Annotated in this window: 6 protein-coding genes; all 6 read right to left on the bottom strand. The window is 41.8% G+C overall.

The features are described 5' to 3' along the window. Positions 1 to 42 precede the first annotated feature (42 nt). Positions 43 to 1,245, bottom strand: coding sequence for a methionine adenosyltransferase (gene metK / locus J7E78_RS00460; protein ID WP_215074435.1), 1,203 nt, complete (start codon positions 1,243 to 1,245; stop codon positions 43 to 45). Between the two features lie 257 nt (positions 1,246 to 1,502). Then, complete coding sequence (locus tag J7E78_RS00465; protein ID WP_105406868.1) at positions 1,503 to 1,775, bottom strand: alpha/beta-type small acid-soluble spore protein; 273 nt, start codon at positions 1,773 to 1,775, stop codon at positions 1,503 to 1,505. A gap of 149 nt (positions 1,776 to 1,924) precedes the next feature. Next, positions 1,925 to 2,515 (bottom strand): hypothetical protein, encoded by a 591-nt coding sequence (locus J7E78_RS00470; RefSeq protein WP_215074436.1) that lies wholly within the window; start codon positions 2,513 to 2,515, stop codon positions 1,925 to 1,927. A gap of 172 nt (positions 2,516 to 2,687) precedes the next feature. Then, on the bottom strand, positions 2,688 to 5,315 hold the full coding sequence (locus J7E78_RS00475) for a hypothetical protein (RefSeq protein ID WP_215074437.1): 2,628 nt from the start codon (positions 5,313 to 5,315) through the stop codon (positions 2,688 to 2,690). Positions 5,316 to 5,798: 483 nt separating this feature from the next. Continuing rightward, positions 5,799 to 9,473: an Ig-like domain-containing protein gene (locus tag J7E78_RS00480; protein ID WP_215074438.1), complete on the bottom strand. Its 3,675-nt coding sequence runs from the start codon at positions 9,471 to 9,473 to the stop codon at positions 5,799 to 5,801. 588 nt (positions 9,474 to 10,061) lie between these two features. Then, the coding region (locus tag J7E78_RS29930) for an IS3 family transposase (protein ID WP_397330435.1) at positions 10,062 to 10,133 on the bottom strand (72 nt) is incomplete at its 5' end.

Here is a 10,133-nt window from a genome sequence, read left to right on the forward strand (position 1 = left end):
GAATCAAGGGCTTCATTTAATGCACCACATACTTTTAGCTAATTACAGACCTGCTTGAGTTTTCAAAAGGTCTGCTTTATCCACTTGCTCCCAAGGTACGTCCAGGTCTGTACGGCCGAAGTGACCATAAGCAGCAGTTTGTTTGTAGATTGGGCGACGCAGATCCAGCATACGGATGATGCCAGCCGGACGTAGATCGAAGTTATTACGCACAAGCTCAACCAATTTCTCTTCACTGACTTTGCCAGTTCCGTATGTATCCACGTTGATCGATACCGGGTTGGCTACCCCAATCGCGTAAGCGAGCTGGATTTCTACTTTCTCTGCCAGGCCTGCAGCTACCAGGTTTTTCGCTACGTAACGAGCCGCATATGCTGCGGAGCGGTCTACTTTTGTCGGATCTTTACCAGAGAACGCTCCACCGCCGTGACGTGCATAACCGCCGTAGGTATCTACGATGATTTTACGTCCAGTCAGGCCTGCATCTCCCTGAGGTCCGCCAATAACAAAACGTCCTGTAGGATTGATAAAATATTTAGTCTGCTCGTCCAGCAATTCGGCTGGCACAACAGGCAGGATAACATGTTCTTTGATGTCATTTTGAATCTGCTCCAGTGTGATCTCTTCAGCGTGCTGAGTAGACACAACGATGGTATCCACACGTACCGGCTTGTCTCCGTCGTATTCAATCGTTACTTGCGTTTTACCATCTGGACGAAGATATTCCAATGTACCGTTCTTACGCACTTCCGCCAGACGGCGTGCGATCCGGTGGGACAATGCGATTGGCAAAGGCATGAGTTCCGGTGTTTCGTTTGTTGCAAAACCGAACATCAGACCTTGGTCACCCGCACCAATGTTTTCTGTTTCACGAGCGACTTGTTCCGGGTCACGGTTCTCAAGCGCTGCGTTAACACCTTGGGCAATATCAGCGGACTGCTCATTCAGAGAAGTTAGTACTGCACAAGTGTTATAATCAAAACCAAACTTGGCGCGTGTGTAGCCAATATCCTTAATTGTATTACGAACGATGGACGGGATGTCCACATATTCAGAAGCTGAACTGATTTCACCGATGACAAGCACTAAGCCTGTGGCTACGGAAACTTCGCAAGCTACACGAGCATTGGGGTCGTTTGCAAGAAACGCGTCCAACACGGCGTCTGAGATCTGATCGCAGATTTTATCCGGATGTCCTTCCGTTACAGACTCCGATGTAAATAGATGCCGGCCTTTAACAGACATGAAGTTTCAACCTCCCATAACTAGTAGTATGGCGATTGCCCGAACAAAACATGACAGCGATTCGTTCACTGTACCCTCGAAGCTTTCCAAAATGGAATAAGGACGCGGAGTCCGCAGCACCGAAGATAAGGATTTTTCAGGTAATTGCCTCAAACGAAAATCAACCTTTCCCTCAGTAGGAAAAGGTTGCATACCTCAAGTGCCATCTTAACTTATTTGTCAAGACGTGTCAAACGAAACGGGGTAAGGAAAATGCCCTATAAGTGCTGCTCTGCCTGGCGAATTAGCCTCTTGGTGATCTCTCCACCAACGGATCCATTCTCGCGGGAAGTCAGATGTCCCCACCCTTTGTATTGCCCATAAGAGTGATCACTCACTTCACCCAGTTCAGATCCAAATTCTGTATCCGCACCTGCCAGACCTCTGCCACCATACCCCACATTGAGACCAAACTCTGCAGCAATCTCATACTTCATCTGATCCAGCATCTGACGACTTTCGGGTACGACTCTGCGATTGCTTCTAGCCATAGTTCCTGCACCTCCGTTAAATGGGTTGTCTACAGTTATAGAGTGAGCAGGAACAAGGCAGACTAGCCGTATTAATGTTTGTTAGAACTGGGTAATCTGAGCAAATGAAATGTATGACTAATGAATAATTCCTTTAACATCTACAAATCCTATTTCAGAGTATATCCACCGCGAACCATTACGGTTAGGCTGTATTTATTACCATTCAATACCGTGATCCCCCGTCCATCCCTTGGAAAAGAGAGCAGGTGATTCGACGGCGCTGCCTGTCCATTCGTCAGGTCAATCCCGTCCGTCAGATCAGCTACACCATTTGTACCTTCACTGACGATCACAGCCTTGCCGCTACGTACAACGAACTCCGCGCCAGATTTTCCGATCAGCTGTTGACCCGGCTTCACCGTTACGATCTCAACGGCATCAGAAGCGCCTGAGACCAGTGGAGGAAGTGACGTATCTCCACCTGTGCTACCGGAGTTCCCGGTTCCGGTAGAGCCTGTATTGTTACCAGTTCCTGCATTGCTGTCTGTTCCCGTACTGGTACCGCTTCCTGACGGGATTTTACCACCCAAAGCCTGTTGAATCTGCTGATCTACATAACTCTTAGTTACGACTGGATCATCCGCTGTACCTGGTTGGCTGGTCCCTGCTCCAATGGCTGTATTGCTGTATACCGATCCAAACCACACACCAACACCAATGGCGAGCGCAGCTAGGGATACTTTCATATAAGGTTTCATGTGAATCTATTTCCTCCTCTGGTAATCTATCTATGTTTAACTATAGAGAAAAAATAGGGATGCGACAAGCAAAACCTCGTCTCCATGTTGTGGAAGACGAGGTTCGGCATTTCTAATTTGCTAGAAATACTAGCAAGTATTCTTATTACACATATTCCTGAATTCTTGTTACCTACTTATTCAGTTCCCCCTCAGGGAACACAGGAATTTCAGGTTCTTCTTTTGGCAACTTGGACACATCGTAACCATAAGCTTGCTCAGCAAGTAGCAGACGTTGTCCTTGGAACTGGTCATACAAAGCTAGTCGATAAGATCCTCCTCTTAATTTTTCGAAGAAGCTGTCCTCTACGCTCCAACTTAAAGTCTGATTGTTTCCTACTTTCAAATCCGTACCTGGAGTCAGTTCTTTCTCGAATACTTTTCCATTCTGCGCTGTAAATGCAAGAATCCATTTGTGCTCATTCTCAGCCATTTCGATCTCTTCACTACGATTAAGCGTGTAATTCATATCCACTTGTACGGAGTTACTGCCAACAAGATATGCACGTACACTATTAGCAGTGAGTGTATACGGATAAAGATCAATGTTGGTGAAGTTCCCTTGAACACTTAAGGAGGTTGGCGGTACCTCGAATGCCATTGCATTCACATAAGCGGTTGCTTCACCTTCACCTGTCACAAACTTGCTATCTGCAATGCCTTCACCCACAAGCAGACGCAAATCTGAGAAAGTAACTGACTTCGGAAGCTTAGCCCAGAACGTAACAATTGACTTCTGACCTGGACCAGGTGAGCGTTCAGATTGTTTAGCAGTTGCTTTGTAATACTGACCATCCGATGTCTTGAAGTAACCTACCAATTTGCCTAGTCCATTCTGACGAAGTGATTTATTGGTCATCTCAAATTCGGTATATACTATATCTGAGGATGTTCCAGGATAACGTATCGTTCTACGAACACTCATTTCAGTCTCTTTATCCGAAGCACCAGATGTATAAGTCTTACCTGAGCCAACATAAGATACAGGTTGAATCAATCCCGATGTGTTCAAGGTAATCCACTCATTCGTTTCTTCTTCACTAACTTTCTCGATCAAACTCACTTCAAGACGGCCCATGAGGAGTTCAGAAGGGATTTTGGTCAGAAGATACGCTTCAGTGGTCATGCCTGCCCCAAGAAGCTTCCCACTTTGGGTGTAGATCAGTTTCTTATCACCATCGATCTGAGCTGAATCAATCGTGAACATTGCTTCGAGCTCTGGAAGCTGCACTGTTTTGCTTCCCGCATTACGAATCGTGACTTTAGCTGCCACAATATCACTATCTAACCACGGCAACCGTTGTAATGAACCCAAAGATACGCCAAATGTACCTTTACTGTTCTTGATTACCGTCTCTGTAGTTAGACCATCACCGCTTGATACAGACTCTGGTATAGCATAGATTCCTACAGGATAGGAAAAAACTAAGGCGCTAGAAGAACTCGTGGATTCTGTAGTCTCGCTCTTATCCAAAGGACTCATCGCATATAACTTGATCTGACTTGTGTCACCGTTGCCTTGAATTGTGATATTAAGTTTAATCGTTTTGATATCTCCAGGATTTAACTTCAACGTATCTAGTGCCTTTGTTTCAATGGGATAAATGGTACCATCTGCAGTACGAACTTCAAAAGTGTAAGTAGGAACCTTAATCACCTTTTTGCCCTCATTCTTCAATACAAACTGCATATTCAAATCATATTCATTCTCATTTACACGTATTTTTGCAGACTCAAGTAAAGTGGACAGTCGTTGTCCGTCTACAGAAATTATATTAGGTTCATTTGCTGTCGTTTCTACGTTTGATGTGCTTGCCTGCGGTAATTGTAAAGCCGCAACAGGTAGTGCTGTCTTCTCTTCACCCTGTTCCTCTACCAGTAACAATTCTGATTTTAATAGCTTTACCGATGTTGGTAAGGACACCATTAAGCTAAGTGTCTTGTTTGCCTGCGCCTGAATACTGATGCTTGCACTATCCTTATCTGGAGTTAATGGATAATTGGTCCCGCTTGGCGTGCGCAAGATCCATTTAATATTTGGGTTCTCAAGTAATTTGTAGCTGATATTATTCAGGTTCACTCCAACTTTGACATATTGATTCTTATTTTCTCCAGGAAAGATCTTAATACCTGATACCTTCACCTTCACAGACGAGTCACTGAGACGAACTGTTTTTGTCTTCCCTACAGGTGTTGTAATGCTATATGATGCAGGAACATTAAATTTCCCTAAGGTACTTTCATAATTCGGTTTACTGAAATCCCACTTCACAATTAGGAAGTTCAGATCGCTTAATTTCACTTCACGTCCGACCTTCATCACATAAGTGAGTTCTACCGTGGAGCCAGGTGATACCGTCTTCTTCTCTTGATCCTTAGCAATCAGCTTGGGAGAGAAGCTTGTCCCACTTTTGGTTTTCACTTTGCTCCAGTAATCAAGCATCATCAAGGGTTTACTATCATTATTTTTGTACGTTAACGTGTACGTCACAGTATTCCCATCATCTTGAGCCATAATATTAACATCCGTTAACTGCGCCGTACTTCTAGCAGTAACTTTCACCGCTGGTACGTTTGCCAGTGTATGTACAACCTTTTTAGTTGTTGGCGTTTGTTCCTTCTCAGCTGCATTGCTATTTGCACTATTTGTCGTAGGTTTCCCCGTTTCTTCTGACATACTCACCGCTGTAATCCCCCCCCCACTGGAACTAATAAATAATATACTTGACAACAAAGTCATTACGGCCTTTTTATAATCCACTTCCAAACCTCCCATAGTTGCTTATTGTTTATAGTATAAACGTTCGGGAAGGCGAGAAAGTTACGGTGTTGTTGATTTTGAATCAAGATTATGATAATGAGTAATTCTTTTATCCTAGCTAAGTCAGAATCCTAAATACTTTATTTTGATACGTTTTATACAAAACTTAAATTTAATTTATTTTAAGCTTTTTATTTGCGTCTCACCACATAGCATGTCCGATTCCTTAACCACTGCCCCATTACAAGTAGATGATAGAATCGACCGTATAGCGAGCAGTTGCAGGTACTCCATCTCAAGTCTTGTCCTTGTTCAGTACACAAGAATTATATTTATTAGAATTAAAAAAGGTGAACCAGCTTACCTTAAACAATAGGTACTACTAATTTTTGAAATTGGGAACTCGAATCTTAGAAATAGCGCAAATGTCTAGGCACAAAAAAATCTACCCTTTGGGTAGATTTTTTTTGTTACAATGTGAAATTAGTTGAAGGAAACTGTAATTGTTTTTGGACCAGCATTGTTAGCAGTGAATGTAACAACATCGCCACTAGCAGTTGCAGTGTATCCAATCAGTTTAGTATTGATTGCACTTGCAATTTTTCTTGCAACATCTGCTTTAGAATCAGTACTAGATACAGAAACTGGAGCAGTTACATTAATCACTGCATCAGTGAAGCTTACTGTGTTAGTACCTGATTTAGTTGGAGCAGTTGTTACAGTTAACAAAGTAGTAGCTTTAGTACCATCAGATGGTGCAACACCAGCTTTTACTTCTGGATCAGCTGCAAGAGCTTGAGTACCAGTAAAGCCTGTAGTATTCGCAGCGATAGTTGCTGTTACTGTTTGGTTAGCAGCAGCATCTTCTGCTGTGAAGAACACATCTTCTGCAACATTAGTTACATCAAAACCAGTAACTTTCCCGTTGAATGCAGCAACGATTTTTCCAGCAACAGTTGCTTCAGTATCTGTTGCTTCTACAGTAACCTCTTTAGTTACAGTAGTGCTTCCTACTTTATATGAAACATCAAATGTCCCAGCTGCTGCAGTAGTAACTGCAACGCTAAATTTTGCAACTTGCTTAGTACCAGTTGATGAAGCAACACCTGTTACACCAGCAGATTGAGTAGCAACTGCACCGGTAACTACAGTGTTAATTCCACCAGAGTTAGATACATAAGTAGAAGAAGATACTGCAAAGTTTCCTGCTCTATCTTGAATGTAACGCGCGTCTGCTCTTACACTTACTCTATAATCGTCCGAAGTTTCAACACCACTATCAAGTTTGATGAGAATTTCATTTGAGTTAGTTCCAAGAGACGTAGTGTACTGTTCGAAATTCAACGGTACATTAGTTCTGTTGTTAACAACCAATAAATCTTTTCTATAATCAGTCGCATCAGCAGCTTTCAATGTCTCAGAGAATGGCAAGATGATTGTATCGTTACCAGTAACATTCAATCTTCCATTAGGATTGGAAGTAGACGTCAGTTCCACTTGTGGTTTAACAGTATCTTTAACAGTAACAGCTGTTGCAGTAACTAGATTACCAGTTACAGTTCTCAAAGAGTTTGTAGGAGCAACTGTTAACAACAAATCAGATGCGCTAGTTTTAGTTGTCAATCCAGTTTTGCTCAGACCCGCAACTTTAACTGTTACAAACTCAGTACCATCAGCAGTTGCACTAGTTACAGCACCTTGAGTTACTGCAAAGTCAGAAGCTTTAGCAGAAGAAATTGGTTGGTCAAAGCGAACTTTGATTGTTCCTTCCTCAGTCAACTCAGCTTGATGAGTATCACCAGTGCTGTATGCAGTCACTTGAGATGCAGCAACATTGATTGATTGAGCGCCAGCCCCAAGGTTAGTAATTACGTTACCAGAAAGATCTTTCAGCGCCAACAAAGTGAAATGAGTAATGTTTGCCGCGACTGCTGTGTCCTGAATTCCTACACGATCATTATCAATAAATTGTGGAAAGATGATACGTACTGCTTTACCTTCGTTAACTGGGCTTACCTCAGTTCCAGCCGGAAGTTGTTGAGAAACACCGTTAATAGTCACAAGGTAGTTAGATTTGTCACCAACAGATGTTGGATCCATTTTTTTATTGAAATTGATGTAAACTGTACGAGTTGCACTGTTACCAGAGTTGGATTGATATTGCGGACGAGCTGTATCTTTACCAGTTACAGTCGCAGTGTAATCCAACATAGTGTTGTTCAACTTAGTTGTGTCTCTAACTCCAACAATTTTAAGCGTATAAGAATTTTCGCTAAGGGCATCATACGTAGACAATTTGAACTCTTTATCTTCGAATGTACCATTAACCCCTGTAACTGATCTCAAAGCCACAGATTTACCATCAGATTTAGTCAAAGTGAAGTATTTAACATCCTCAACTTTTACTTCTTTGCTGAATTTAACATTGATCACTTTGTTGTCCGTGTTGTTCAGAGTTACTTCAGTAACTTCTGGACGAGTTTGGTCAACTTCTGCTCTCAATTTAGTTTCAGTAGCAGTGATTTGATTACCAGAGTAATCTTTAACATTTTCTACGAAGAATGGTGTTTCATAACCAGGGAACGGGTTAGACTTGAAGCTGAACTCATAAACTTCAGGTGATACTTGAGTGAAGGAGTTAGCAGCTTTTTTGTCGTTACCAGATTTCCAGTAAACGTTAGATGCAGACAACGTTTCCGGATCAATTTCTTCACTGAATGTTACAGTCGCTTTTTCAAGTGTAGCTGTTACGTTAGCGATTGTTGGTGCAGTAGTATCAGACACTACTTCGAACTCAACTTCTTTAGTCAAAGCTTTGAATCCGTTGAAATCTTCAACACCAGAAATTTCCAACTTATGAGTCCCTACAGTCAGATCAGTGGAGCTATAAGGCTTCAAGATAACATCACGTTTACCTTCAGTCACGCTACCGAAGAACGTTTTGCCATCCAATTTAAAGTTAGCGGATGTAGCGGATTTAACTGGCTCAGTGAATGTTACTTTCACTGCTTTAGTTCCCAGAGATTTCACTGTCTCAACTTCTGGAAGAGCGTTGTCAAGAGGTGTGAATTCTTGGTTAGTTACACTTACAGTTCTGTCTCCTGCTTTAACATTACGAACAGAAATTTTGTAAGCTTTTTGGTTTTGCAACGCGCCAACAACAGTCAAACGAACTGTTTTCTCGTCGGATTGCAGTGCAGCAGATTCAATTACTACAGAGCTATCTACTGAGTAACGATCTTTGTCTTCTGCAGTCAACTTGTCAACTTTACCATCGAAAGCAACATCGATTTCTTTAAGGTTGCTAGCTTTTACACTTTCAACTTTAGTTGCAGAAGTTACTACATAAGTAACTTTTTCAGTGAATTCTTTGTCTTTATAAGTAAACTTCACTTCAGTTTCTTTGTTAGCTTCAAGCGCTTTATCCAAAGTAACTCTTACAGTTTCGCCGTCGCTGATTTTGAATTCAACAACTTTTCCACCTTCAGTTACTGTGTAAGAAGATACTTTCAAGTTTTGCGCTTGGTCAATTGCGTAAGCAGCGCCTACAAGCAATTCACGGGAAGCGTTAGCTGTGAAGTTAGTGTCAGCATCGATCAGACCTGCATTGATTGCTGCTTGAACATAACCTTTAGCCCATGTTGCTGCAGTGTTGCTTGTTTCAGCTGGGATTTCAAGATCCAATGCACGAGTCAGGATTGTAGCCATCTCGGACACAGTCACTTTACCGTTGAAGTCGAAGATTTTCTTCTCAACGTTTTTACCTTCCATAATACCAGCAGCAGTTACTGCTTCGATGTAAGGTACTGCCCAGTTTTTAGCTGTGTAGTTTTTGTCAGTGTAGGAAAGAGTTCCAGTGATCTCTTTCAGACCCAGCAATTTAGTGATAACTTTGGCAAACTCTGCACGAGTCATGTCTTTGTCAAGACCTGCTGTACCATCCGGATAACCGTTGAAGATACCTTTTGCTTTCAATGCATCAAACTGTTGTTGCGGGGAAACTGCTGTGTCACCGAATGCTACAGATGCAAACATTGAGAATGCCATTGCTGTAGACAATGCTACGGATAAAATTTTCTTCATAACTTTTATTTCTCCTCCTTGGGCGTTCATAACATTTGAATTTTCTTGTTTAATAGGGTCGCTCGTATTCCTCATATATTGTTGCACCCCCTTTCCAGAGTTGTGAGCAAGTTAATATAAATGATGTCTGTGAGCATATCACAGAAACTTGTAAACTAGGTTAGTAAAGCAGAATCACACGTAAATAGAGTAGTTTCCTAATCCTACCTTACATATTATACAATGGGTCTCTCGTGCCGTAAAGCAATTTTTTCTAAAAAATAGACAAGATTCTTCACGAGGTCGTTCTTGGTAACAGGCCCAATGTTTTCGACTCTACACTTTAAACGCAGTAGATTTCAAAAAGTTGCGGATTGCACAAAAAAAGTTTTGATTTTTTTTATGTATAGGTACAGTGCGGGTATTGAAGCCATTCAAAACCTTTTCACACCATTGATACAACAGTGATTTTAGAATTGTGATATGTGGTTTGTCTGTGCTACGAACGTTTATTTATACCTACAGCTTCAACCTATGAAGCGACAAAATTCACAAAAAATAAAACATAAAAAGCACCCCAATGGGATGCTTTGAACCGCTCCCTGTAAAGTAGACAGTTAAAAAAACAAAAATTAGTTCATTGAGATACCTTAGCCCGGATGACGTGCTAAGGTATCTTTCTTGTTATACAGCTCTTCGGTATTCGTTCGGAGACAAGCCGCCCAAACACTCCGTGTAACGGTAGTTGTTGTAGTA

It is taken from the genome of Paenibacillus polymyxa (assembly GCF_018614975.1).
In the GTDB taxonomy this organism is placed as follows: Bacteria; Bacillota; Bacilli; order Paenibacillales; family Paenibacillaceae; genus Paenibacillus; species Paenibacillus polymyxa_E.

Bases quoted from the DNA above. Each gene is read 5' to 3' on its own strand.
- metK (WP_215074435.1), bottom strand. From the start codon at position 1,245: ATGTCTGTTAAAGGCCGGCATCTATTTACATCGGAGTCTGTAACGGAA.
- J7E78_RS00480 (WP_215074438.1), bottom strand. From the start codon at position 9,473: ATGAGGAATACGAGCGACCCTATTAAACAAGAAAATTCAAATGTTATG.
- J7E78_RS00465 (WP_105406868.1), bottom strand. From the start codon at position 1,775: ATGGCTAGAAGCAATCGCAGAGTCGTACCCGAAAGTCGTCAGATGCTG.
- J7E78_RS00470 (WP_215074436.1), bottom strand. From the start codon at position 2,515: ATGAAACCTTATATGAAAGTATCCCTAGCTGCGCTCGCCATTGGTGTT.